Annotated in this window: 21 protein-coding genes and 1 tRNA gene; 6 read left to right on the top strand and 16 right to left on the bottom strand. The window is 68.6% G+C overall.

Going from position 1 to position 24,986, the window contains the following annotated elements; translation table 11 throughout:
- Positions 1 to 172 precede the first annotated feature (172 nt).
- A complete protein-coding gene (locus F5X71_RS06065; RefSeq protein ID WP_167461044.1) occupies positions 173 to 1,387 on the top strand; it encodes a tyrosine-type recombinase/integrase in 1,215 nt (404 codons plus the stop codon).
- 42 nt (positions 1,388 to 1,429) lie between these two features.
- On the opposite strand, the gene F5X71_RS06060 is transcribed toward F5X71_RS06065, so the two are convergent.
- Positions 1,430 to 1,504, bottom strand: a tRNA-Cys gene (locus F5X71_RS06060).
- Positions 1,505 to 1,744: 240 nt separating this feature from the next.
- Here F5X71_RS06060 and F5X71_RS06055 point away from each other — a divergent pair.
- Together F5X71_RS06055 and F5X71_RS06050 are read left to right on the top strand one after the other, a co-directional pair.
- Positions 1,745 to 2,296, top strand: a complete 552-nt coding sequence (locus F5X71_RS06055) for a MarR family winged helix-turn-helix transcriptional regulator (RefSeq protein WP_167461043.1) — start codon at positions 1,745 to 1,747, stop codon at positions 2,294 to 2,296.
- A 126-nt stretch (positions 2,297 to 2,422) separates the two neighbouring features.
- Entirely contained in the window at positions 2,423 to 3,481 is a 1,059-nt protein-coding gene (locus F5X71_RS06050) for an Hsp70 family protein (RefSeq protein ID WP_167461042.1), read from the top strand.
- 104 nt (positions 3,482 to 3,585) lie between these two features.
- On the opposite strand, the gene F5X71_RS06045 is transcribed toward F5X71_RS06050, so the two are convergent.
- From F5X71_RS06045 to F5X71_RS06000, 10 genes are all read right to left on the bottom strand, one after another.
- Positions 3,586 to 4,413: an enoyl-CoA hydratase gene (locus F5X71_RS06045; protein ID WP_167461041.1), complete on the bottom strand. Its 828-nt coding sequence runs from the start codon at positions 4,411 to 4,413 to the stop codon at positions 3,586 to 3,588.
- A 1-nt stretch (position 4,414) separates the two neighbouring features.
- Positions 4,415 to 5,308 (bottom strand): 3-hydroxyisobutyrate dehydrogenase, encoded by an 894-nt coding sequence (gene mmsB / locus F5X71_RS06040; RefSeq protein ID WP_167461040.1) that lies wholly within the window; start codon positions 5,306 to 5,308, stop codon positions 4,415 to 4,417.
- Positions 5,301 to 6,368: an enoyl-CoA hydratase/isomerase family protein gene (locus F5X71_RS06035; protein ID WP_167461039.1), complete on the bottom strand. Its 1,068-nt coding sequence runs from the start codon at positions 6,366 to 6,368 to the stop codon at positions 5,301 to 5,303. Before F5X71_RS06035 ends, mmsB begins: the two co-directional genes overlap by 8 nt.
- Positions 6,365 to 7,504, bottom strand: a complete 1,140-nt coding sequence (locus tag F5X71_RS06030; RefSeq protein WP_167461038.1) for an acyl-CoA dehydrogenase family protein — start codon at positions 7,502 to 7,504, stop codon at positions 6,365 to 6,367. Before F5X71_RS06030 ends, F5X71_RS06035 begins: the two co-directional genes overlap by 4 nt.
- A 1-nt stretch (position 7,505) precedes the next feature.
- On the bottom strand, positions 7,506 to 9,005 hold the full coding sequence (locus tag F5X71_RS06025; RefSeq protein ID WP_167466254.1) for a CoA-acylating methylmalonate-semialdehyde dehydrogenase: 1,500 nt from the start codon (positions 9,003 to 9,005) through the stop codon (positions 7,506 to 7,508).
- A gap of 122 nt (positions 9,006 to 9,127) precedes the next feature.
- A complete protein-coding gene (locus tag F5X71_RS06020; protein ID WP_167461037.1) occupies positions 9,128 to 9,358 on the bottom strand; it encodes a hypothetical protein in 231 nt (76 codons plus the stop codon).
- Between the two features lie 77 nt (positions 9,359 to 9,435).
- Positions 9,436 to 10,359 (bottom strand): hypothetical protein, encoded by a 924-nt coding sequence (locus F5X71_RS06015; protein WP_167461036.1) that lies wholly within the window; start codon positions 10,357 to 10,359, stop codon positions 9,436 to 9,438.
- 21 nt (positions 10,360 to 10,380) lie between these two features.
- The gene (locus F5X71_RS06010; RefSeq protein WP_167461035.1) at positions 10,381 to 11,199 is read right to left on the bottom strand and encodes a hypothetical protein; all 819 of its coding nucleotides are present in this window, start codon (positions 11,197 to 11,199) and stop codon (positions 10,381 to 10,383) included.
- A gap of 29 nt (positions 11,200 to 11,228) precedes the next feature.
- On the bottom strand, positions 11,229 to 12,272 hold the full coding sequence (locus F5X71_RS06005; protein ID WP_167461034.1) for a hypothetical protein: 1,044 nt from the start codon (positions 12,270 to 12,272) through the stop codon (positions 11,229 to 11,231).
- Complete coding sequence (locus F5X71_RS06000) at positions 12,269 to 13,279, bottom strand: hypothetical protein (RefSeq protein WP_194250758.1); 1,011 nt, start codon at positions 13,277 to 13,279, stop codon at positions 12,269 to 12,271. The genes F5X71_RS06005 and F5X71_RS06000 overlap by 4 nt, the downstream gene beginning before the upstream one ends.
- Positions 13,280 to 13,511: 232 nt before the next feature.
- Here F5X71_RS06000 and icmF point away from each other — a divergent pair, with 232 nt between their 5' ends.
- A complete protein-coding gene (icmF, locus tag F5X71_RS05995; protein WP_167461033.1) occupies positions 13,512 to 16,730 on the top strand; it encodes a fused isobutyryl-CoA mutase/GTPase IcmF in 3,219 nt (1,072 codons plus the stop codon).
- Between the two features lie 101 nt (positions 16,731 to 16,831).
- Here icmF and F5X71_RS05990 read toward each other — a convergent pair whose 3' ends face one another.
- Positions 16,832 to 17,488, bottom strand: coding sequence for a TetR/AcrR family transcriptional regulator (locus tag F5X71_RS05990; RefSeq protein ID WP_167461032.1), 657 nt, complete (start codon positions 17,486 to 17,488; stop codon positions 16,832 to 16,834).
- 127 nt (positions 17,489 to 17,615) lie between these two features.
- Between F5X71_RS05990 and F5X71_RS05985 the strand changes: the two genes are divergently transcribed.
- On the top strand, positions 17,616 to 19,109 hold the full coding sequence (locus F5X71_RS05985; protein ID WP_167461031.1) for a flavin-containing monooxygenase: 1,494 nt from the start codon (positions 17,616 to 17,618) through the stop codon (positions 19,107 to 19,109).
- A gap of 15 nt (positions 19,110 to 19,124) precedes the next feature.
- Here the strand turns inward: F5X71_RS05985 and F5X71_RS05980 are convergent, their stop codons facing one another.
- Together F5X71_RS05980 and F5X71_RS05975 are read right to left on the bottom strand one after the other, a co-directional pair.
- Positions 19,125 to 19,913 carry a helical backbone metal receptor gene (locus F5X71_RS05980; protein ID WP_167461030.1) on the bottom strand — a complete coding sequence of 263 codons (789 nt, stop codon included), beginning with the start codon at positions 19,911 to 19,913 and terminating at the stop codon, positions 19,125 to 19,127.
- Positions 19,910 to 20,437, bottom strand: coding sequence for a TetR/AcrR family transcriptional regulator (locus F5X71_RS05975; protein ID WP_167461029.1), 528 nt, complete (start codon positions 20,435 to 20,437; stop codon positions 19,910 to 19,912). The genes F5X71_RS05980 and F5X71_RS05975 overlap by 4 nt, the downstream gene beginning before the upstream one ends.
- 72 nt (positions 20,438 to 20,509) lie before the next feature.
- Between F5X71_RS05975 and F5X71_RS05970 the strand changes: the two genes are divergently transcribed.
- Positions 20,510 to 20,980, top strand: a complete 471-nt coding sequence (locus F5X71_RS05970; RefSeq protein WP_167461028.1) for an LIC_13387 family protein — start codon at positions 20,510 to 20,512, stop codon at positions 20,978 to 20,980.
- Positions 20,981 to 21,227: 247 nt separating this feature from the next.
- On the opposite strand, the gene F5X71_RS05965 is transcribed toward F5X71_RS05970, so the two are convergent.
- A complete protein-coding gene (locus tag F5X71_RS05965) occupies positions 21,228 to 22,016 on the bottom strand; it encodes an SWIM zinc finger family protein (protein WP_167461027.1) in 789 nt (262 codons plus the stop codon).
- On the bottom strand, positions 22,013 to 24,982 hold the full coding sequence (locus tag F5X71_RS05960) for a DEAD/DEAH box helicase (protein ID WP_167461026.1): 2,970 nt from the start codon (positions 24,980 to 24,982) through the stop codon (positions 22,013 to 22,015). The genes F5X71_RS05965 and F5X71_RS05960 overlap by 4 nt, the downstream gene beginning before the upstream one ends.
- Between the last annotated feature and the right edge of the window lie 4 nt (positions 24,983 to 24,986).

Raw genomic sequence — 24,986 nt, 5'->3', positions numbered from 1 at the left:
ACTGCGAGGCGCTGACTGGGATTCCGGAAGCCACCTGGCGGTGGTGGGCGCATGTCGGTTCGGGGCCAGCGAGTTTCAAGCTTGGTCCGCGTCGGCGAGTGTGGCGGAAGTCGGTGGTGTTGGCATGGATCGTGGAGCAAGAAAAGTTGACCGGAACTGGTGAGGCTGCCTGATGGCGACTCGACGTAATCCGCGTTCAGGCATCGAGGATCGCTGGTGGCCTACCGTGGTCGAAACAGACCCGGTGACGGGCGCGAAGTCGAAGAAGAAGGTGAAGTCGGAGGAACGTTTCGGCAAGGGCAAGCGGTGGCGGGCTCGGTATGTCGATCCCAACGGCGTAGAGCGGTCGCAGTCGTTCGATACCAAGGTGCAGGCACAGCGCTGGATTGATAGCGAAGTGACGACCAAGGTCGTGACCGGTACGTGGGTCGACCCGGACCGTAGCGGTGTGCTGTTCTCGGTGGTCGCAGAGAAGTGGTATGAGACAAAGAAATTCCGCAAGCCGAAGACCGTGGCAGGCTATCGCTCGCTGCTCGATACTGTCGTACTGCGGCGGTGGGGTTCAGTGCCGTTGCGGGACATCGACTTTGAAGACATTCAGGAATGGGTCGTGCTCCTGTCGGAGTCGGGAAGCACTCGGTTCAAGGGCAAGGGCCTGTCGGCATCACGCGTCATCCAGTCGTACCAGGTGTTTAGCCAGGTGCTGCGGTTCGCGGTGAAATCGAAACGGCTCGTGAGCAATCCTGCCGTCGACATCGAGCTTCCGTCGACGCTGGCGGGTGAGCGGCCATACCTGACCCACTTGGAGGTCATGCGGCTGGGCCTGGCTGCGGGTCGGTTGCGTCCGCTCGTGTTCACCCTGGCGTACACAGGCATCCGCATCGGTGAGGCGTCAGCGTTGCGGGTGATGGATGTTGACGTAGCCAACCGGCGTATCCGCGTGTCCCGTTCGGCAACTGCTGTGACGGGGCAAGGAACCGTGGTGACAGACACGAAGAACCACACCGCGCGCACGGTTCCGATCCCTGCCACGCTCGCGAAGGACCTCGAAAAGCTCACGGAGGGAAGCGAATCGAGTGCACCTCTCTTCCCGAGCGAGAAGGACGGCGGAATCCTGGAGTACAACGAGTTCCGACGCGCGTTCAACGAGGCTGCGAATTCGGCTGGCCTCAAGGGGCTCATACCGCACGGGCTACGCCATACCGCAGCGTCTCTCGCGATCAGCGCCGGAGCGAACATCAAGGTCGTCCAAAGGATGCTCGGCCACAAAACCGCGACGCTCACCCTCGACTTGTACGGCCATCTGTTCCCGGACGATCTGGACATCGTTGCGGATGGCATGGAGGCCGGTGCCCAAGCTGCTGCGGACGAACTGCGGACCGCATGACGCAAACTCAGGCTCCGACCTCCATGAAACACCCTCTGACCTTGGAGCGAGCGGCGGGAATTGAACCCGCGTAAACGGCTTTGCAGACCGTTGCCTCAACCACTCAGCCACGCCCGCCTCGTGACCAATAGTGCGGGACCAGGGCCCACGGACACACCCTTGCGCTCAACCTGATTCGAAGAGCGGTGTCTGATTCGAAGAGCGGTGCCTGGCTCGAAGGACGAGGCGCTGGTCCGAAGAGCAGGGTCCGATCCGAAGCGACCGGCCCGAGCCTCGATTCTCCTGTCGCCCGTACTGTGATCCACAGTGCCCGTGGATGTCCCCGATCCCGGCGCGACCCCATGGAATGATCAGGGCATGTCTCGGCCACGCCCGCTTCCACTCGACCCGATCGAGGAGGCCCATCGGCAATGGGTCGATCACGGCTGGGGGGATGTCGCCGACGGCATGGCCGCGGTGACCTCGCTGGTGCGCGCCCAGCAAATCGTCATGGCGCGGGTGGACGAGGCGCTGAAACCAACTGGTTTGACCTTCTCCCGCTACGAATTGCTCATGCTGTTGAGCTTCAGCAAGACCGGTGCGCTACCGATGGCGAAGGCCAGCGCGCGCCTGCAGGTGCACCCGACCAGCGTCACCAACACGGTCGACCGACTGGAGGCGGCGCACCTGGTGGAGCGGGTGCCGCACCCTACCGACCGGCGCGCCACGCTCATCGAGATCACCGATGCCGGAAGGGAATTGGTCGCGCAGGCCACCGAGGAACTGAACACGAAGGTCTTCGCGCTGCCCGGCTTGGCGCCCGACCGGCTGCACACCCTGCTCCAGCTGCTCGCGGAGTTCCGGCACGCCGCGGGCGACTTCGACACCGGTGCCGCGCAGGCACAGTGGTCCGCGACTGGACCGCAATGACCGGGCGGAACTGGACGGTCCAATACACCCCCGAATCGGCGACCGAGTAACGGTCCGGCATCCAACTAGCGAATTTCTCGCCCTGTCGCCTTGGCAGCGACGCGGAAAAGGTCCACCATGTAAATCATGGTGCTGGTCTTGGGGGTGTCGGCGGGCGCTGGTGGCGCACGCGCGATGCTGACGCATTCCGATCAGCCACACCTACCCCCCATCGATCGCTGCCAGGTGCTGCGCCGCCCCGGCGGTGGGATCGATGAGCCGGTACTCGAAGCGATCCGGCAGATGCGCGCGGCCGCCGACCGGCGCGACGAACTGGTCACCGGCACCGCCGTGACCTGCCGCTGCACCCTGCATGCCGAGGCCATCCGGGCCAGCGCGGGTCGCAACGGCCTCACCATCGTCGACGAACCGCTGGCGCAGCTGCGCTATCTGCGATTCACCGGGCAACTGCCCGACAGCGGCTCGGTACTGCTCTACGACCTCGGCAGTTCCGGCCTGACCATCACCCACGCCGATTGCCGCACCGACACCATCCTGGCGGGCAAACGCAGCACCGTGCTCGGCGGCGACGGCTACGACGCGCTGCTGCGCTGGCAGCTCGCGCGCGGCGGCGTGCTCACCGACAAGCTCACCAGCCGCAGGCATCGGGAGTCGTTGAGCAGCGAGCGGGTGGTCACCGCGATCGACCCGATCTCCGGCGGCCGCGAGGTGGTCACCCGCAGCGACCTGGCGGAACTCTGCTCGGCGAGCATTCACCATTCGGCGTCGTTCGTGCATCAGCTCATCGAGGAGAGCGGGGTGCGGCCCGAGGCGCTCGTGCTGCTCGGCGGGTGCACGCGCAACCCGAGCATCCGCGACGAGCTGGCCGAGCTGATCGACCTGCCGATCATCTACGACCCGGAACCGGACTACGTCTCGGCGCGCGGCGCGGTGCTGCTTGCGGCCGAACGCCACGGTGGCGAGGTGCGGATGGCGCGGGCACGCACGGGCGCGGCGCTGTCCGCGTCGCTGGTGCACGGCCCGGTCGATCGCCGCAAGCTCATCGCCGCCGTCGCGGTCACCGCCGCACTGGGCGCGACCATCGCGGGAATCCTTGCCATGGACAAGAGTTCGACCGAACCGAGCAACGGCACCACCCCGACGCCCGTGGAGATCATCGGGCCCTCGCCGTCCGGCTTCGGCTGAGCGGAACCAGGCACCGCGCCGTTCCGGAACCGCTAAGTGGACAGCGATTCTGTCCGGACCGCGGTCCGCCCGTCCGGTGCACGGGCGGGCGGACCGACGGCGGATCAGCGGTTGGTGAACTTCGCGGGACGCTTCTCGACGAAGGCGCTCATGCCTTCTTTCTGATCGTCGATGGCGAACAGCGAATGGAAGACCCGGCGCTCGAAGCGCAGACCCTCGGCGAGGGTGGTCTCGAAGGAGCGGTTGACCGCCTCCTTCGCGATCATGGTGACCGGCAACGACATCGACGCGATCGTCTCGGCGACCTCGAGCGCGGTGTCGAGCAGCTCGGCGGCGGGCACGATGCGCGAGACCAGGCCGGCGCGCTCGGCCTCCTCGGCGTCCATATTGCGCCCGGTGAGCACCAGATCCATCGCCTTGGCCTTGCCGATCGCGCGGGTCAGCCGCTGCGAGCCGCCGATGCCGGGGATGACGCCCAGCTTGATCTCCGGCTGCCCGAACTTGGCGGTATCGGCCGCGATCAGGATGTCGCAGATCATCGCCAGTTCGCAGCCGCCGCCGAGGGCGTAGCCCGCGACCGCGGCGATGGTCGGCTTGCGGAACTCGGCGAGCCGGTCCCAGCGGGCGAAGTAGTCGTTGAGGAACATGTCCATGTACGACTTGGGCTGCATCTCCTTGATGTCGGCGCCGGCCGCGAAGGCCCGCTCCGATCCGGTGATGACGACCGCGCCGATCTCCTCGTCGCGCTCGAGTTCGTCGAGCGCGGCGATCACGTCGTCGAGAACCTGCGCATTCAACGCGTTGAGCGCCTTGGGCCGGTTCAGCGTGATCCAGCCGACCCGTCCCTTGCGCTCCAACAGGATCGTCTCGAAGTCGCGCCCGCCCGTCGCCTGGTCGCCACCTCCCACGGAATCGCTGTGCGATGCATTCATCTCAGGCACCTTCTCGCTCGGAACGTTCACGGATGTCGGTGACGATAGCCGAGAAGTCCAGGTCACCCGACGTCTGGTTGAACCGCTCGTAGATCTCCGCGGCGAGCAGGCCGAGCTTGCCCTCGATGCCGTTCTCGCGCAGCGCGTTCGCCGCGAGGCCGAGATCCTTGTTCATCAGCGCGGTGGCGAAACCGGGCCGGTAGTCGTTGTTGGCCGGGCTGGTCGGCACCGGGCCGGGGACCGGGCAGTAGGAGGTCAGTGCCCAGCTCTGGCCGGAGGCGGTGGAGACGACGTCGAAGAAGGACTGATGGGTCAGGCCCAGCTGTTCGCCGAGCACCAGGGCCTCGGACAGGCCGATCATCGAGATGCCGAGCAGCATGTTGTTGCAGATCTTGGCGGCCTGACCGACGCCCGAACCGCCGCAGTGCACCACCTTGCCGCCCATCACCTCGAGCACCGGCAACGCGGCGGCGAAATCGTCCGCCGCCCCGCCGACCATGAAGGTGAGGGTGCCCGCCGCGGCACCGGCGACGCCGCCGGAGACGGGGGCGTCCAGCGCGCGATGACCCGCGCCGATGGCGAGCACGGCGGCGGACTTCGCGTCGGCCACGTCGATGGTCGAGCAGTCGATGAACAGAGTGCCGGGCTTGGCGGCCGGGAGAATCTCGGCGTAGACGTCGAGCACGAGGCGCCCGTTGGGCAGCATGGTGATCACCACACCGGCCTCGGCCGCCTCGACGGCGGTCTCGACGACGGTGGCGCCGTCCTTCGCGGCCTGCTCCCGTGCGGCTGGCACCGGGTCGAAGGCCAATACCTCGTAGCCGGCCCGCACCAGGTTCGCCGCCATCGGCGCACCCATGTGGCCGAGCCCGAGGAATCCGATTTTTTCAGTCATTGCTCACCAAACCCAGTTCCTGATCGCCCAATTCGGCGAAGTATGCGTCCACCTGCGCGGCGCTGACGTCGGCGAGGGTCGCCGGCGACCACCGCGGGGCACGGTCCTTGTCGATCACTTGCGCGCGGATGCCCTCCACCAGATCGTGCGAGGCCAGTGCCGCGATGGAGACTCGATACTCCTCGTTCAGCACCACCTCCAGGTTCGGCGCGCTCCGCGCCGACCGCAACGACCGTAACGCGACCTTCAGCGCGACAGGCGATTTCGTGAGAATATCCGCCGCCGCGGCGGCTGCCTCCGGCGCCGGATGCGCCCGCAACCGCGCGACGATCTCCTCGACGGTGTCCGCGCTGTAGCAGGCATCGATCCACGACCGCTGCGCGAGCAGCCCGGATTCCGGTGCGCCCGTGGCGAATTTGGCGATCGCGACCTCGACGGCCTCGGTGCGCAGCGTATCGAGCAGCGCGGGCAGGTGTTCGGTCGCGACGAAGTAGTCGGCGAAGCCCGCCGCGATGGCATCGCCCGCGGCCATCCGCGCGGTGGTCAGCGCGACATGCGTGCCGAGTTCGCCGGGCGCCCGCGAAAGCAGGTAGGTACCACCGACATCCGGCACGAAGCCGATGCCGACCTCGGGCATGCCGATCTTGGACCGCTCGGTGACGATGCGGTGGCTGCCGTGACCGGACAGTCCGACACCGCCGCCCATCACGATGCCGTCCATCACCACGACGTAAGGCTTGGGGTACCGGCCGATCAGCGCGTTGAGCACGTATTCGTCGCGCCAGAAGCGGCCGGTCGGCGAGTCCGCACCGACCGCACCGCCGGTGGCGTCGGTGTGGATCGCGACGATGTCGCCGCCCGCGCAGAGCCCGCGCTCCCCCGCACCGGTGAGCACGACGGTGCGCACCGCGTCGTCGTCGGCCCAGGCGCGCAACGCCTCGGTAATGGCCAGTGTCATCGAATGATTCAGCGCGTTGATGGCCTTGGGCCGATTCAGGGTGATCAGTCCGAGGCCGTCCTGCTGCTCGATGCGGACCTCGGGCTCAGCCGCGTCGGTCATGCCGCTCCTTCCACCGCACGGGCCACGACCACCCGCATGATCTCGTTGGTCCCTTCCAGGATCTGGTGTACCCGCAGATCCCGGACGATCTTCTCCACACCGTATTCGGCGAGGTAGCCGTAGCCGCCGTGCAGTTGCAGCGCCTTGTTGGCCACCTCGAAGCCGGTGTCGGTGGCGAAGCGCTTCGCCATGGCGCACAGCTCGACCTTGTCCGGCGCGTCCGCGTCCAGCGCGGCGGCCGCCCGCCACAGCAGGGTGCGCGCGGCCTCCAATTCGGTACGCATATCGGCGAGTTGGAACCGCAGCGCGTCGTTCTTCAACAGCGACTTGCCGAACGCGTGCCGCTGCGCCAGATACGGCACGGTCTTGTCCAGTGCCGCCTGGGCGCCACCGACCGAGCAGGCGGCGATGTTCAGCCGCCCGCCGTTGAGTCCGTTCATCGCGATGCGGAACCCGTCGCCCTCGGCGCCGAGCAGATTCGCCGCGGGCACCCTGGCATCCTCGAAGATCACCTGCCGGGTGGGCTGGGCGTTCCAGCCCATCTTCTTCTCGTTGGCGCCGAAGGAGACGCCCCGCGTATCGGCGGGCACGATGAACGCCGATACGCCGCGCGCGCCGTCGGCGCCGGTCCTGGCCATCACCACGTACACGTCCGTGGCGCCCGCACCGGAGATGAATTGCTTCGCGCCGTTGAAGATGTAATCGTCCCCGTCGCGAACGGCCTTGGTGCTCAAGGCCGCCGCGTCGGAACCGACACCCGGTTCGGTCAGCGCGTAGCTGGCGAGCAGCTCCATCGAGGTCAACCGCGGCAGCCACCGATCCCGCTGCGCGGCATCGCCGTAGCGGTCGATCATCCAGGTCGCCATGTTGTGGATGGAGATGTAGGCCGCGATGGCCGGACAGCCTGTCGCGAGCTGTTCGAAGATGCGCACGGCGTCGAGCCTGCGCAGGCCCGAACCGCCCACGTCCTCCCGCACATAGATGCCGCCTAGGCCGAGCGGGCCCGCCTTGCGCAGCACGTCGATCGGAAAGTGCTTCTGCTCATCCCATTCCAGCGCGTTGGGTGCGAGGAACTCGTCGGCGAAGCCGCGCGCGGTGTCGCGGATCGCCTTCTCGTCTTCGTCGAGGATGAACATGTCAGTCCATCGTGGGGATCACGAAGGCATTGCTTTCCTTCATGCCGGAAGGCCAGCGCTGCGTCACGGTCTTGGTCTTGGTGTAGAAGCGGATCGAGTCCGGGCCGTGCTGGTTCAGGTCACCGAACCCGGAACGCTTCCAGCCACCGAAGGTGTAGTACGCGATCGGCACCGGGATCGGCACGTTGATGCCGACCATGCCGACCTGCACGCGCGCCGCGAAGTCCCGGGCGGTGTCGCCGTCGCGGGTGAAGATCGCGACGCCGTTGCCGTACTCGTGCTCGTTGGCCAGCCGCAGGCCCTCTTCATAGTCCTTGGCGCGCACCACACTCAGCACCGGGCCGAAGATCTCTTCCTTGTAGATCCGCATCTCCGGCGTCACCTTGTCGAAGAGCGTCGCGCCGACGAAGTATCCGTCCTCGGCGCCGGGCACGGTCACCCCGCGCCCGTCCACCACCAGTTCGGCCCCCTCGTCGATGCCGATCTGGACGTAGTTGTTCACCCGGTCCACACCGTCCTTGCCGACCAGCGGGCCGTAGTCGGCGCCCGGGTCGTCGGAGCGGCCGATGTTGAGCTTGTGCACCCGCTCGGTCAGCTTGGCGAGCAGGCGGTCCGCGGTCTCCTGGCCGACCGGCACCGCGACAGAGATGGCCATGCAGCGCTCGCCCGCGGAACCGTAACCGGCACCGATCAATTGGTCCGCGACATCGTCGAGGTCGGCATCCGGCATGACGATCGCGTGGTTCTTCGCACCGCCGAAGCACTGGGCGCGCTTGCCGTTCGCGGTCGCGGTCTCGTAGATGTACTGAGCGATCGGCGTGGATCCGACGAACCCGACGGCCTTGATCCTCGGGTCGTGCAGCAGCGCGTCGACCGCCTCTTTGTCGCCGTTGACCACGTTGAACACACCGGCGGGCAGGCCCGCCTCGAGGAACAGCTCGGCCAGGCGCAACGGCACCGAGGGATCGCGCTCGGAAGGCTTGAGCACGAACGCGTTTCCGGTGGCCAGCGCCGGGCCCGCCTTCCAGAGCGGGATCATCGCCGGGAAGTTGAACGGGGTGATACCCGCGACGACGCCGAGCGGCTGGCGCATCGAATAGACGTCGATGCCGGTGCCCGCGCTCTCGGTGTATTCGCCCTTGAGCAGATGCGGGATGCCGGTGGCGAACTCGATCACCTCGAGGCCGCGCTGGATGTCGCCCCTGGCGTCGGCGATGGTCTTGCCGTGCTCGGCGGAGAGCAACGCGGCCAGGTTGTCCATGTCGTCCTGCACCAGGGTCAGGAACTTCATCAGCACCCTGGCCCGCTTCTGCGGGTTGAGCGCGGCCCATGCCGGTTGCGCCGCTTCGGCATTCGCGATCGCCGCGGCGACTTCGTCCTTGCTCGCCAGCGGCACCCTGGCCTGGACCTGACCCAGATTCGGGTCGTAGACATCGCCGAAGTTGCCGGAGGCGCCCGCTACATGCTGCCCGCCGATGAAGTGAGTGAGTTCGCGAACCATGCCAGTCCTGTCCTGGTAGCCGACCATGACACCGCGCGTGCGGTATGCGGTCATCCTATAGTTGGACGTCCATGCTTTTGCCGAGTGTGATGAACCCCACGCCGCCAGGACCAGCCTGTCGGCTAGTCCGACGCCGGGGCCTCGGGCTTCGCGCCCCGGGTGAGCAGGAGGACGCCGACACCCAGCACCAGTGCGCCGATCGCGAGGACGACGACCGCGACGGTCAGCGGGTTGTCGGTCAGCTCGGTAGCCGCCTGGCCCGCCGCGAGCGCGACCGCAAGACCACCGCCGACCACGAGCACCGTCGACCGCTGCCCCACGAACAGCCAGAAGCAGACCGCGGCCACCAGCACGCTCAGCAGGAACGCCCACGGTCTGCCGTCCGACTCCGGATTCCGCGTCCGATCCGCGCTATCCGGACATCCGCACGTCAGGATTCAGGACCGAGCTCCACGACGGTGCCGGGGTGCGCCAGCGACGCGACGGTGATCCGGCCGCCCTTGGCCTGGTCGATGAGCTGACCCTGCCACGCGACGAAGCAGGAGGCGACCTCGCTGTTGTATACCCGGTTGAGAATCGGGGTCAGCGCCTTGGCGAGCTCGCCCTCCGCGGCGATCAGCTGTCCCCGGTACGGGCCGTAGTAGGGCAGAATCGCCTGCAGCACAATGGCTTCCACGCCCTGTACCTGGGTGATGATGGGATCGATCACCGGCTGGTACTGCGCGAGCACCGGTGCGATCTCGGCCAGCACCGGACCGGCCAGCTGCAGGATGGGCTGATAGACCGAGCCGAGGGCGAACGCCTCCGAGGAGAACGGACCGGCCAGCGGCGCGAGCCCGATCAGCGAGGCGAGGCCACCCTGCTGCTTCGGCGCGGGCCAGCCGAGCGGGCACGGCGGCTGGGTCGCCACCGGCGCGGCCGCGAACGGATCGGCGGCACCACCACCGAGTGGAACCGAGCCGTTCGGCGCACCGCCCGAGCCGAGCGGTACCGAACTGTTCGGGGCCGCACCGGCATTGGGCGCCGCGGGCGCGCCTGCTCCCGGGTTGATCGCGACCGAGGCGGGCACACTGCCCGAACCAAGCGGAACCGAGGCGACGGGTGCCGGTCCCGCCGGAGCGGGTGCGGCCGGCGCCGGGCCTGCCGGAGCGGGAGCCGGGGGCGCGGGCGCGACCGGTGTCGCGGGCCGAGCGGCCGCCGCGGCCTGCGCCTGGGTGACCACCACCGTGGTGACCTCGTCATCGTTGCGGACGGTCAGCGCGGTGACCGCGACGGCACTGCCGATCACGGTCAGCGCGGCCACCGCGCGGATGGCCCCGGTGAGCACGGGCCGGTTCGTCGTGCGGGAACTCATCGGACGGAACTCCTTCGATGTCTACTTGGCCGAGGGCGTCGGCGTGGTCGGTGCGGCGGCGTCGGGTTCGAATACGCCCTCGAGGTGCCACACGCCGGTGAAGCCGTTGAACGGCCCGCCGACGATCAAGCTGGTCCACTGCAGGGTGAACTTCCTGGTTTTGCGGTCGTAGCTGCCGGTAGCCGAAGGACCCTGCGCGGCATCGGAATTCGGCTTGTCGAACCACTGCTTGGCGACCCAGTCCCACACCTTCTGCACCTGTTCAGCACCGGCGACCTGCGCGTCCTGCTTCTCCGGCGGCTTCGGCGCGCCCTGGTTGAACTCCTGGTCGTTCCACGAGGCCGCCCACGACGACAGGTCGGCGGTCAGGGCGCCGCCGTCGTTGGTCACCGTCGGCGGGGGCACCCGGCGCTGGGTCTGCGGGTCCACCGGGTTGGTCGAGATGCCGAACTCGACCGCGAAGAACTTCGTCGGTTTGGTGATCGACGCGGACAACGAATTGCCCTGCGCGAAACCGGGGTTCGGCTCGCTCTGATATCCGCCGATGCGCAGTCCCCCGGCCGTGCCCGGCTCGAGCAGGGTGGTCGACCCGCCCTGCGCAGGCGAATCGCCGTTGGGCATGTAGGGGCCCTTCTCCGGCGTACCGCCGGGTTGGACCATCCGGAACCAGGTGCCCGCGACGTCGTCGCCCGACACCGATCCCGGCGTGAAGCGCAGCAATCCGACCAACTGCTCGGGCCCGCCGGGGGTCGAGTTGTCCTCGTCCCCGCTGGAACAGCCCGGTACCACCAGCACCAGCGCCGCGAAGGCGGCCAGCGCGATCGTCTTTCGTAGGCTCATTCCGGATTGCCCTCCTGCTCGGCGGATAGTCATTTCGCCTCGGCGGCGGCCGCGTTCGACGTTCCCGGCACGGCAACCGGGCCCCGACCCGCCTGCTGCCGCACACCCGCGGCCGCGACGACGAGCGCGAGCACTCCCGGCACGAGATAGCCGTAGCCGAGACCACGGAACGCGCCGAAGCCCAACGGACGCGTCGAATCATTCAGCGCGACAACGGCATCGAAGTTGCGTACGTTGTCGTTCAGCGCGCCGATCAGTGCCGCGAAGCGTGAGGTCATCGGCTGCCACCGCGCTTCGAGCGTGGTGATGCCGGTGAGGTCCGCGTCAGGGTGCGCGGTGCGGACCGCGCCGGTGTAGCGACTGTTGAGCTCGCCGTCGGCGGCGACCAGTGTGACGAAATAGCCCTGTAACTCGCGGACCTCGTCATGGGTGAGGATCGGGCGCAGGTCGTCGATCAACGGCTGCCCCGCCGTGGCGGCCGGGAACAGCCCGCCGAACACCGGCACCGCGATGAGGCCGAGCGCAGCGAGCCCGGCGAGCGAACGCCAGACCAGCGCCCGCTCCCCCGCTTCGGCCCGCCGGTACCCGAAAACCCCTGCCGCGACCAGAACCACGCCTGGCAGCGCGAGCAACCACGGCAGCGTGCCGAAAGGGATGACCGCGGACAGCTTTTCATAGTTCTGCCGGTTGTCCTCGATCGCCGAGATCATCCCGGACATCTCCGCGCGGATCCGCGGATAGTCCCGGACGAACTGCTCGACCCGGTCATAGTCGCCCGGCTGCTGACCGCGCTGTCGCAAGGTCACGACATTGGTGCGCGCGTCCTCGAGCACCTGCAGATCGTGCTGGTAGCCGTCGAGGCTGGACCTGGTCATGTAGGGCTCGAAGGCGTCGATCATGGCCTCGCCCTTGACCGCTCGCGGGAACATGCCGGTGACGATCGGGGCGAGTACCAGCGCTACGCCGAGCACCCCCAGCACCACGAAGGGCCACCGCTTCCTGGGGCGCGGGGGTGCGGGCTCCGGGTTCGAGACGAACTCGGAATAGGCGGGCAGCCCCGACACGGCGGTCACTGTCGTTGCCGACGGACGATCCGGTCCGCATTGGTGAACACCGCGGTCGCCACGATCGCGGCGACGAACAACGTGGGCACCACCCAGGCCGGGGTGTCCCGGTCACGCGGGACCTCGACGGTCTTGGTGGCCAGCACCGGATCGGTGCGCGCGGCCTGCGTGTCGGCCACCGCCACCGTGTCGGCGGCGGGCGGCGCGGGGGCATCGGCCGCGGGCGGCGCCGCGGGGGCCGGGGCACCTGGCGCGGGCGGCGCGGGTGCCGCCGGAGCGGCCGCGGGCGCGGCGGGCGCCGGAGCCTGGGGTGCGGCCGCGGGCGCGGCCTGCGGCACACTGCCGCCGCGGTACTGCCCGGCCAGGTGCCACAGCCCGGTGAAGTTGTTGAACGGACCGCCGACGATCTGACTAGTCCACTCGATGACGAAATTGCCCGCGCCGTCGATGGTGCCGCGCACCGGACTCGTCTTGCCGGGCAGGCCACCGCGCGGCTTCGGCGAGCCCTGGTTGAACACCTGGTTGTTCCAGGTCACGCCGAGACTGCTCAGGTCGCCCGAGAGCTGACCACCATCGGAGAACAACTGCGGGGTGCCCGTGCCGCCGCCGGTCTGCGGGTCGGTCGGGTTGGTCGCGGTGGCGAAATCTACGCCGTAGAAGCGGACCGGCGTGGTGACCCGTCCGGATTGCGCGTTGCCCGCACCGTCGAACGCGGCCGCGGGTTGCGGCTGGTAACTCCCGCTGATCAGACCACCGTCACTACCCGCGGACAGCGGGGTCACCGTCTGGTCGCTGCACGCCGAATCGCTGTTGGCCAGGTACGGGCCGCCCGCGTCACCGGTCGGCAGGATCATCCGAAAGAAGCTGCCGGTCACCGCGCCGCCGGAGCAGACACCGGGCGCGAGCGAGAACAGCCCGTTCAGGGGCGCGGGTTCGGCGTGCGCGAACGGTGCGGCGAGCGCCGACAGGCCGAGGGCGGCTACCGCGGCGGCGAGCCGATAAGAATTCCGTCCCATGGATCGTCCTTCGGTGAAATTCGTGCGTGGATTTCTGATTCAGGGCATCGCGTCCCATCGGAACTCGAGCCGAACGCCGTTGTCGCCATTTGCGGTCACGGTGAGCAGAATCCCAGCGGCGAACTTTCCCGAATCGACCGGGCGTTTCCCGCTGGCGCTGTGATGGGCATCACCGTAGGATTAGTTTGACGTCCTATTATCGGGCGCCGAGTGGCAGCAGCGGAGGAAACTCGTGGCCGACAGCAGCGCACTTCACACGCCGATCAATCCCGTTCGTTTCGTGACCTCAGCGGCCCTGTTCGACGGGCACGACGCGGCGATCAACATCATGCGCCGCATCCTGCAGGCACAGGGCGCGGAGGTGATCCATCTCGGGCACAATCGCTCGGTCCGCGAGGTCGTCGACGCGGTACTCACCGAGGACGCCCATGGCGTCGCGGTGAGCTCATATCAGGGCGGCCACGTCGAATATTTCGAATACCTCGCCGACGCGCTGAAAAAGGCAGGGGCGGAACATGTTCGCATATTCGGCGGTGGCGGCGGCGTGATCGTCGCGGACGAAATCACACGCCTCGCCGAATCCGGAGTCACCATCTTCTCCCCCGAAGACGGTCAGCGCCTCGGCCTGCCCGGCATGATCAATCAGTTGATCCGCGCCTGCGATATCGACCTCGCCGCCGCACCGCCGGTACTCGACGCGGTGCTCACCGGTGAACGCGCGGCACTGGCCCGTGCCATCACCTGTCTGCAACAGGGCGTGCTGCCCGAGCACGACCAGGCCGCGCTGCGACGGGCGGCCGAGGCACGGACCGTGCCGGTGCTCGGCATCACCGGCACCGGCGGCTCCGGAAAGTCCTCGCTGACCGACGAATTGGTGCGCAGGCTGCGCACCGACCAGCAGGACAAGCTGCGCGTCGCGATCCTCGCGGTGGATCCGACCCGCCGCAGGGGCGGCGGTGCGCTGCTCGGTGACCGCATCCGGATGAACGCCCTCGACGGCGACCACATCTTCTTCCGCTCGCTGGCCACCCGGGGCGGCCGGGAGCTGCCCGACCACATCGACCTCATCGTGACCGCCTGCAAGGCAGCGGGCTACGACCTGATCATCCTGGAGACACCGGGGATCGGCCAGGGTGACGCCGCGGTCACCGAACAGGTCGACGTGTCCATGTATGTCATGACACCGGAATTCGGCGCCGCCTCCCAGCTGGAGAAGATCGACATGCTCGACTTCGCGGATGTGGTGGCGATCAACAAGTTCGAGCGACGCGGGGCGGCCGACGCGCTGCGCGATGTGTCCCGCCAGTTGATCCGCAACCGGGAGGACTTCACCGCGGCACCGGAGGATATGCCCGTATTCGGCACCAGCGCCGCCACTTTCAACGACGACGGCGTCACCGCGCTGTATCAGCACCTCACCGGCCTGCTCACCGCGCACGGCCTGCACCTCGACCCCGGCGTGCTGCCCAAGGTCGATACCCGCACCTCCACCCGCTTCGCCCAGATCATTCCGCCCGCACGGGTGCGCTACCTTGCCGAGATCGCCGAGACGGTGCGCGCCTACCATGCGCGGACAACCGCGCAGCTCGTCACCGCCCAGCGGGTACAGCGCCTGGAGCAGGTCGCCGCGGAACTGCCGGACGACCGCGCCGTCGCCGACCTGGCCGCCGCCGCCCGCGCCGAGTTGACGCCGGACAACGCGGCGCTGCTGGCCGAGTGGCCCGCGCTGGCCGAGTCCTATCGGGGCGAGGAACGGGTGGTACAGATCCGCGACCGCGAGATCCGTACCCCGCTGCGCCGGGAAACGCTGTCCGGCAACTTCATTCCGCGCGTCGCGCTGCCACGTTACACCGACCACGGTGAGCTGCTGCGGTTCCTGCGGTCGGAGCATCTGCCCGGCCATTTCCCGTTCACCGCGGGCGTCTTCCCGTTCAAGCGGGACAACGAGGACCCGGCGCGGATGTTCGCCGGCGAAGGAGATCCGTTCCGCACCAACCGCCGCTTCAAGGTACTGAGCGAATACGCCGACGCGAAACGGCTGTCCACCGCGTTCGATTCGGTCACGCTGTACGGCCACGACCCCGCCGAGCGCCCCGACATCTACGGCAAGGTCGGCACCTCCGGGGTCTCCATCGCCTCACTCGACGACATGAAGGCGCTCTACGACGGCTTCGACCTGACCGCGCCGACCACCTCGGTGTCGATGACGATCAACGGTCCGGCGCCGACCATCCTGGCGTTCTTCCTCAACACCGCGATCGATCAGGCACTGCAACGCTTCTCGACCGAGCAGGGGCGCACGCCGACCGAACAGGAAGCCGCGGATATCAGGGCCGCGACCCTCGCGACGGTCCGCGGCACCGTGCAGGCCGACATCTTGAAAGAGGACCAGGGCCAGAACACCTGCATCTTCTCCACCGAGTTCAGCCTGCGCATGATGGCCGATATCCAGGAATGGTTCGTGCGCAACAATGTTCGCAATTTCTACTCGGTGTCGATCTCGGGATATCACATCGCCGAGGCGGGCGCGAACCCGATCAGTCAGCTCGCCTTCACCCTGGCCAACGGATTCACCTACGTGGAGGCCTATCTCGCGCGCGGTATGGCGATCGACGACTTCGCGCCGAATCTGTCGTTCTTCTTCTCCAACGGCATGGACCCGGAGTACTCGGTGATCGGCCGGGTCGCCCGGCGGATCTGGGCGATCACGATGCGCGACCGCTACGGCGCCAACGAGCGCGCCCAGAAGCTCAAATACCACGTGCAGACCTCGGGCCGCTCGCTGCACGCGCAGGAGATGAGCTTCAACGACATTCGCACCACGTTGCAGTCGTTGATCGCGATCTACGACAACTGCAACAGCCTGCACACCAACGCCTACGACGAGGCGGTGACCACGCCCACCGAGGAGTCGGTGCGCCGGGCACTGGCCATCCAGCTGATCATCAACCGCGAGTGGGGCGTGGCGATGAACGAGAACCCGCTGCAGGGCAGCTTTCTCGTCGACGAACTCACCGACCTGGTCGAGGAGGCGGTGCTCGCCGAGTTCGACCGGATCAGCGAGCGCGGCGGGGTGCTCGGCGCGATGGAGACCGGGTATCAGCGCGGCAAGATCCAGGACGAGTCGATCCGCTACGAGCACCGCAAGCACGACGGCTCGCTGCCGATCATCGGGGTGAACACCTTCCGCAATCCGCACGGCGAGCCGCACCGCGAGATCGAACTGGCCCGAGGTACCGAGCAGGAGAAGCAGTCTCAGCTGCGGCGGGTCCGCGAGTTCCAGCACCGGCACCGCGATGCCGCGCATGCCGCCCTCGCCCGCCTCGACGCCGTTGCCCGCACCGACGACAACATCTTCGAGGTCCTGATGGACGCCGCCCGCGTCTGCACGTTGCAGCAGATCACCGATGCCTTCTTCACCGTCGGCGGGCAATATCGCCGCAACGTCTGAAACCGGCGTCGGATCCCGAGCTTCGGGGCACGTCGCCGTGTGACAATCGCCGGAGCACGCCCGCCGCGTGTACCGGATCGGCGATTGACTCGCGAAAACCGTTACGCATCAGCGGAAATGACCTCCGGCGGCAGATAGCGGCCGGCGAACAGCGCACCGATACCGCAGGTGTGCTCGATGATGCGCGGGCCGTCGATGTCCATCGCCCCGGTCCGCCACGCGGTGAGCAGCTCGATGAAGCCGCCGATGCAGACCAGCGTGCTCATCCGGAGCTCGACCTCGTCGGCGCCGGGCGCCAGATGGGGCCGCGCCGTGGCGACGAGCAGTTCGGTCGCGTCGCCGAGCATCGTCTTGCGGCGCTGCTCGAGCACGGCGCTGCCGGCGTGGTCGGCCAGCAGGATGCGTGCGCGGCCGTGGTGGTCGGATTGCAGTGCCACCGCTTTGGTCACGGCCGCGCGCAGCAGCACGAGCGGCGGCCGGTCTACCTGCTCGGCGACCACGGCGGCGAGATCGGCGAATACTTCGGCGCACACGGCATCCCACGCGGCGCCGAGCAGGTCGTCCCGGTCGGCGAAGTGCTCGTAGAAGTAGCGGTCGTTGAGCGCGGTGCGCTGACAGACTCCGCGCATCGTCACCGCCGCCCAGCCGCTATCGATCCAGATCGCCATGGCGGCGTCGATCAGCCGCGCGCGGCGTTCGGCGCTCCGCTCCGCCGCGGTGCGCCCACCCCAGGTCCGGGCCGGTACGCGCAGGCTCATCGTTGACAAAGTACCCCACCGCGCGCCTAATTGGTGGCAGGTGCGGCCAATTACGCGCGATCCCCCAGCCCGCGGCCGCCGGAACACACGAGGCGGTGTGTGCGCCGCCGGTACGTGGGAGGTGGCCATGTCCGACAACGGGATCGAGCACGAGGTGATCATCGTCGGCGCCGGATTCTCCGGCATCGGCGCGGCGATCAAGCTCCGCGAGGCCGGATTCGACGATTTCTTGATCGTCGACGAGGCCGACGGCGTCGGCGGCACCTGGCATTGGAACACCTATCCCGGTATCGCCGTCGATATTCCGTCGTTCAGCTATCAGTTCTCGTTCGAGCAGCGGGCCGGCTGGTCGCGCACCTACGCGCCGGGACGGGAATTGAAGGCCTACGCCGAATCGTGCGTGGACAAATACGGGCTGCGGCCGCGAATCCGGTTCGGCACCACCATCACCGAGGCCGAGTTCGACGAGCACGGTTGTCGCTGGCGGCTGCGCACCGCGAGCGGCGGCGAGCTGACCGCACGCTTCGTCATCAGCGCCACGGGCGTGCTCACCAGGCCCAAACTGCCGGAGATTCCCGGTGTCGACACCTTCGCCGGGGTCACGATGCACACCTCGCGCTGGGATCACCGTCAGGACCTGCGCGGCAAGCGGGTCGCGATCATCGGCACGGGCGCATCGGCGGTGCAGGTGATTCCGGAGACCGCGCCGCGGGTCGAGCAGCTCGTCGTGTTCCAGCGCACGCCGATCTGGTGCCTGCCCCGGCTCGATCTCCCGCTGCCCAAGCCGGTGCAGTGGGCGCTGCGGCTGCCGGGCGCCCGCTCGCTGACCCGGCTGATCAGCCAGACCTATGTCGAGCTCACCTTCCCCATCGCGGCGCATTATCACAAGAATCTGCCCACCGCCGCGATCGGCGAGCGGGCGGGCCTCGCCCACCTGCGCAGCCAGGTCAAAGATCCGGTGACTCGGGAAAAGCTCACGCCCCGTTACGCTTTGGGCTGCAAGCGGCCGAGCTTCTCGAACGACTACCTGGCCACGTTCAACCGCGACAATGTGGTGCTGGAGACCGATCCGATCGAGGCGATCACCGGCACCGGCGTGCGCACCGCGACCGGTACCGAATATCCGGTCGACATCCTGGTCCTGGCAACCGGTTTCAAGGTGATGGAATCGGGCAACATGCCGACCTACCGGCTGCGCGGCATCGGCGGCCTCGATCTGGAGAAATGGTGGGACGAGAATCGGCTGCAGGCCTACGAGGGCGTGAGCGTGCCCGGTTTTCCGAACTTCTTCTCGATCATCGGCCCGTACGGCTACAACGGATCGTCCTACTTCGCCCTGATCGAGAACCAGACCAGGCACATCCTGCGCTGCCTGCGCCACGCCCGCGCGGGCAACGCGACGGTCGTCGAGGTGACCAAGGAAGCCAACGACCGGTTCTTCCAGGAAATGCTGGACCGCCGTGGCGGGCAGGTATTCTGGCAGGACAGCTGTGCGGTGGCGAACAGCTACTACTTCGACAAGCACGGCGACGTGCCGCTGCGCCCGTCCACCACCGTGGAGGCGGCCTGGCGCAGCGGGCACTTCGACCTCGCCGACTACCGGTTCGCGACCTCGGCGTAGCCGGGCCCGCCTCGACTACGCATTCGGTCGAGCGCCGCCGGGCACGGCCCGAGACAGTTGGCGGGTCACCGTGTTCCGCGCTGTGGCGAGCGAGGGGCCGTACCAGGTGAGGCTGCGGCCATCGACCAGGGCAACAGCACAGTTCGGAAAGGCATCGGGGCCATCGGTTTCGGTGAAGACGTACGGCTCGTCCGGCAGCACCGCGAGTTCGACGCCGACGGTCAGTTCGTCCTCGGTGAGCCGCGGATAGCGTTCCTGGCGCTCGGCGTGCACGAGACGGAGGCCGAGCCTGCGGGCGAGATCGCCGGTGAACGTGTCGCGCCCCACCACCATCCACGGGTGCCGCCAGATCGGGATCACCGCGGCGCGCGGCGGCACGGGCGGCGGTGCCGCCCAGACGGATTCGGCCTCGAGCAGCCAGGCGGGAGGGCCGACCCCGAGGGCGACCACGCAGAGCCGGCGCAACGAGGCCAGGGCCTCGTCCACGGTCTCGATCCTGGTGACCCACACCGGAATACCCGCCGCGCGCAGCCGCTCGACATCGATGCGCCGGTTCTCCTCCATGTTGCACAGCACTAGATCCGGGGCGAGCTCGACGATGCGGCGCACATCGGGGTTCTTGGTGCCGCGCACCCGCTCGACGCCCAGGTCGGCCGGATGTGTGCACCACTGCGTCGCGGCGACAAGGACTTCGGGACAGGTGCGGGCGACCGCCTCGGTCAGCGAGGGCACCAGGGACACGACCCGCCGCGGCGGCTCGATGATCGGCACCGCCGCGCCAAGGTCGTCCCGCACCGGGCTCATGACAGGACCCGCCGGGCCAGCCTCCGGAGCTCCTCCGCCGATACCGCGGGCAGCATATTGCTCGCGCCGAGCACGAGCAGATAGAGGATGCGCGCGGTCTCCGCGGCTTCGGTCTCCGCGTAGCCGCTGTCCTGCAACAGCTTTCGCAGAATGCCCAGGCGGGCGGCGTCGATCCGGGCTTTCACCTCGGCCGCGGCGGGGTCCTCGATCGCCCAGGACCGGACCGCGGTGTCCAACCGGGCCGGTTCCTCGTCGGCCAGCACGAGATCGAGTAGCAGGTCCAGACGTGCCCTCGGGTCCAGCGCGTCGGCGGCGGTCACCTCGCGCACGTAGCGGGTGGTGTGCACCTGCTCGAAGTGCTCCAGCAAGGCCGCCTTGTAGCCGGTGATGCCCGAGAAATGGTGATAGAACGAGCCGGTGCTCAGCCCGGTCGTCGCGACCAGCCGCTCGATCGTGAGCCCGGCGGGGCCCGCCGTGCCGAGGATCTCCAGTCCGGATTCCAGCCATGAACTCTTGCCCGCCACGATCCTCAGCCTATAACATAAATTTTGTTCCGTTCTGGGAACAAGCGCTCGGCCCGAGTTACGGAGGTCGCGATGACCGCGATGGCACCCTCGTCCACCCTGTCCGCTCGCTGGGCCGTCCCGGTCCACTTCGCGGGTTCGGCGTTGCTCGGCCTGATCGGCCTGGCGCATCTGCTGGTGGTGCATGTCTTCGCAGGCCCGGACGCGCCCGCCGAAGCGACGGTCAACGAGCTGTCCCGGCACGTCTCCACCGCGCTGTTCGAGGGTGGCCGCCAGCTCACGGTGTTCGACCTGAACACCGGATACAGCGTCGGGATGGGTTGGTTCGGACTGCTTTTCGGGCTGCTGGCGATCGCCGCGGTGCGCTCGGCCCCGCCGTTGCTCGCCCGCTGGTCGCTGTTCAACGGGGTCTGCGTGGCCGCGTCGGGCGGACTGTGCTGGCTCGCGGTGCTGTACTTCCCGGAGCCGGTGATCGTCATGTCGATCATCGCGACACTGTGCTTCGCTGCTGTGCTGGTGGCCGGGGCCCGCGAAAAGGCATGAGCGCTGCCGAAGTTCGGTGCAAGGGCAGCGGCCTGGCAACCTACGGGCAGTACCCGGGCGGCCGGGTGACGCGCACACTGAGGGAGGCATCCGGTGTCGGGAAGTCCCGGTCCCTGTGTCACCGGACTCGATCCCGCCCCGAAGGTCCGGCGGCGCCCCGAAAGCCCCGACGCCGGATGCTCACCAAACGCGGTGCGGCTCGCCTTCGCGCCGATGCCCTGTGCCGTCGGTCTCAGTGCCGTCGGTCTCAGCCTTCCAACTGCCGGTAGAGCGCGGCGAGTTCGCGCAGTCCCGCCGCGGCGATCGGCTCCTCCGCCGCGGTCATCCGCATCGCCTTACGCAGCAGCAACGGGTCCAGATCCTCGGTCGCCGGGCGGAATTCGACCTTCGGCAGCCGCGGCAGTTCGACGTCGTCCCCGTATGGGTCGGTGTCATCCGCCGCGCGCAGGTCACGTTCGATACCGCCGATCAACGTGTCCAGGTCCAGCCCGCGCAGTGTGAGGATCTCCCGCGGCCGCTCGTCGAGCCGTTCGGCGAGCAGGTAGCAGACCGCGGCCACGTGCTTGCACGGCCAGCCCGGATCCGGGCAGCTACAGCTGAAGTCCAGGTCGGCCGCGGTGGTCGGCAGCAGCAGCGGGCCCAGCGCGGTCGGCAGCGCGCCCGAAGCGATCTCGGCCAGCATGCCCGGCGCCTCGCGGATCGTCTCGATCAGCAACTCGAGTTCTTCCTCGCGCAGCGGGCGCACCGTGAACACCGCGGTGAACGGCCGCGGCTGGCTGCCCTGCACCTCGGCGGTCACCGCGCCCGGCTCGATGTGATAGCTCACCACCTGCCCGGCGCGAGCGTAGGTCCGGCCGCGGGACATGCGACCCGGCTCTGCCATCTGCTCCACCGCGTCGACCAGAGCCTTGCCCCACCAGGTGCGCCCGAAACCACCGCGCCTGCTGCGCGCCGCCGCCCCGCCGCGCACCGGACGACGCTTGCCGAACTGGCTGTAGTCGATATAGATCCCCTGCTCGGGGCCGTCGGTGCTCATTCGCCGACCGCCTCCGCCCCGAGGGTGAACAGTTCGCGCAGGTCGTCGGTGCTGAGTTCGGTGATCCAGTTCTCGCCCGCGCCGATCGCCAGATCGGCGAGTTGCTTCTTACCGTTGATCATTTCGTCGATCCGCTCCTCGATCGTGTCGACGCAGACCAGCTTGCGCACCTGGACATTGCGCTGCTGCCCGATCCGGAACGCGCGGTCGGTGGCCTGGTTCTCCACCGCCGGGTTCCACCAACGATCCAGGTGCACCACGTGATTGGCGGCGGTGAGGTTCAGCCCGGTACCACCGGCCTTGAGCGACAACAGCATCAGCGACGGACCGTCCGGCTCCTGGAAGCGGGTCACCATGGTGTCGCGGCGCTGTTTGGGCACCCCGCCGTGCAGGAACGGGATCTCGGTGCCGAAGCGCTCGGTCAGATAGGGCGCGATGAGCTCACCGAACTCGCGGAACTGGGTGAACAGCAATGCCTTCTCACCGTCGGCGAGGACGGCATCCAGCACGTCCTCCACCAGGGCGAGCTTGCCGGAGCGGTGCCCGCCGCGGTGCAGGATCGCCGAGCCGTCGCCGAGGTAGTGCGCCGGATGATTGCACACCTGCTTGAGTCTGGTCAGCGCGCCGAGCACAGCGCCCTTGCGCGCCATGCCTTTCGCGTCCTTGATCTTGGCGAGCATGTCGTCGACCACGGCCTGATACAGCGCGGCCTGCTCGACAGTCAGGTTCGCGCGCACGGTCATCTCGATCTTGTCCGGCAGATCGGTGATCACGGCGGGGTCGGTCTTCACCCGGCGCAGCACGAACGGCTGCGTGATCAGGCGCAGCCTGCTGATCGCGTTCTCGTCTCGCTCGCGTTCGATGGGCACGGCGAAGCGGGCACGGAAGGTCTGCGGGCTGCCGAGCATCTTCGGCATCGCGAAATCCATGATCGAGCGCAATTCCTCCAGCCGGTTCTCCACCGGAGTTCCGGTGAGCGCCAGCCGATGTCGCGCGGGCAGGGCACGGGCGGCGCGGGCCTGCCTGGTCCCGGCGTTCTTGATGTGCTGTGCCTCGTCGAGCACGATCCGGTCCCAGCCCTGCCGCTTCAACTCGTCGAGATCGCGGGCGAGCAGCGAATAGGTCGTGATCACGAGATCGGCCTCGGCGACCACCGCGTCCAGCTCCGGACCCGAATGCCGCCCCGCGCCGTGATGCACCCACACCCGCAGATCCGGCGCGAATCGTTCGGTCTCGCGCTGCCAGTTCCCGACCACCGACATCGGGCACACCAGCAGGGTCGGCCCCGGCGTGCCATCCGGGCGCACGGCCGCACCTGCGGCCGTGGCGGAACTCCGCGCCTGCTCCCCGCCGCTCGCCTTGTCCTTGGCGGCCTTGCGCTGCCGCGCGGCATCGAGCGAGAGCACCGTCGCACCCGGCCGCTGCGCCGCGCGAGAACGACCGGCCGACTCGGTGTTCGTCGCGCGGGCGCCCGTCTCGCGCTCGTGCACCAGCAGCGCGAGCACCTGCACGGTCTTACCGAGCCCCATGTCGTCGGCGAGGATCGCGCCGAAACCCATGCGGCTCATGGTCGCCAGCCAGGCGAGCCCACGCTCCTGGTAGGGACGCAACTGTGCTTTGAGGCCGACCGGCGGCTCGATCGGCGGGAGCTCCCTGGTCCGGTCCAGGATGTCGGCGGCCCAGCCGGTCGCGCTCACCTCGGTGACCGGGACCTGCTCCACCCGGCCCGCCGCGAGCTCGCCGACCAGATCGGCGAAGGTGATCTCGGAGGTGTCGGCGTGCGCGGCGACGTAGCGGGCGGCGGCGGCCAGCATCTTGTGGTCGGCCTGCACCCAGTCACCGCGCAACTGGACCAGGTCGGACTTGCTACGGACCAGCCGCTCCATCTCGGCCTTGGTCAGCACGATGTCGCCGAGCGCGAGTTCCCAGCGGTAGGACACCAGGCCCGGCATGCCGACGGTGCTTTCGGCCGCGGGCACCGCGCTCTCCACCCGCAGGCGCATCGTGGGCGCGCTGACATTCCAGGCGCGGGGCAGCAGCAGCCGCACGCCGGCCGCCTGCAACGCGTGCGCACCGTGCTCGACCAGATCGATGACCACCTCGGTGGGCAGCAGCAGATCCATCGAACGCGGATCGCTCGGCAGGTCGCGCAGTCGCGGATAGGCCCGCTGCGCCTCGCCGAGCTTCTCCCCCGCCACCCGAAGCAGCGCCGGATCGCTGTGCAGCGGAACCGGACTCGGCGCCTCCCCGTCCAGGCGCAGGCACACCTCCAGCCGCCACAGCGCCACCGATTCGTCGGCGGTACCGAGCTCGCCGTCCGGCTCGAGCAGGCGCAGCACCAGCTCCGGTTCGTCACCGCTCAGCGTGGCGCGCCATCGTTCGAGCAGCTCGGCCACCTGATAGCTGCCGTGGTCGAGGGCCACGTCGCGGACCAGCGCGTCCACCAGCGGGTGCGTCGGCGCGGGCAGGTCGACGAGTGCCCGCGCGATGGGGTCGGTGAGTTCACCGACCAGATCGTCGAGCACGGCGTTGGGCCGCCCGGCCACCCGGAGCGCGGCGGGCATCGCGACGGCCAGCTCGGCCAGCCAGGCGCGCTGCCGTTCCCCGCCGACCAGCCGCCAGCGCACCCACCACTGACCGTCGTCGCGGCGCAGTTCCGGCACGATCCGCCCCGCCCGCACCCAGCGCTCGATCCCATGCGCGACGTGGGCAAGAAACCGCAGGTCACCGCTCACCGCCTCGGCGGGCAGCCGCTGCCGCAGCACCTCGGCCGCGCGCTGCGGCGCGAGCGCGTGCGCGCGGACCTGCTCGGTCGTGCTGCCGCCGGGCCCCGCCACCAGCACCTGTGCCCGGTGCCGGAACTTGGCCGCGCTCAACACGCTGCCCAGCGGTTCGGGCAGCGCGGTAAGGGGCGAATCGTGCCAGAGCAGCAACCCGGATCCCGGCGACCACAGACCGTGCAGCATCAGC

The organism is Nocardia brasiliensis (assembly GCF_011801125.1).
In the GTDB taxonomy this organism is placed as follows: Bacteria; Actinomycetota; Actinomycetes; order Mycobacteriales; family Mycobacteriaceae; genus Nocardia; species Nocardia brasiliensis_C.
The sequence above is the reverse complement of the archived record's forward strand: the minus strand, read 5'-3'. Positions and strand labels throughout refer to the sequence as shown.